Below are 277 nucleotides of genomic sequence, written 5' to 3'. Positions count from 1 at the left end.
ACGGTAATGAAAGAATTGAAACTGAGGGGCTCATATTAGGAATCGGCCATAGCGCTCGTGATACGTATAGTATGTTGTATGACAGAAAGGTTTATCTTGAGAAAAAAGCCTTTGCTGTCGGTGTGCGTATTGAACATGATCAGAAAGTAATCGATCGGGCTCAGTACGGCTGTGATGCCGCTGATCTGGGGCTTGATGCAGCCGACTATAATCTGGTTTATCACGGTACGGACGGGAGAGCCTGTTACTCCTTTTGCATGTGTCCCGGCGGTACGGT

The 277-nt window shown here is 47.7% G+C and carries 1 protein-coding gene; it reads left to right on the top strand.

The annotated features are described in order from the left end of the window. Positions 1–277: FAD-dependent protein (locus tag PGX78_RS08980; RefSeq protein ID WP_442864829.1), on the top strand; the 277-nt coding region annotated here is incomplete at both ends.

The organism is Megasphaera sp. AF13-6AC (assembly GCF_027685385.1).
GTDB lineage: Bacteria > Bacillota > Negativicutes > Veillonellales > Megasphaeraceae > Megasphaera > Megasphaera micronuciformis.
The sequence above is the reverse complement of the archived record's forward strand: the minus strand, read 5'-3'. Positions and strand labels throughout refer to the sequence as shown.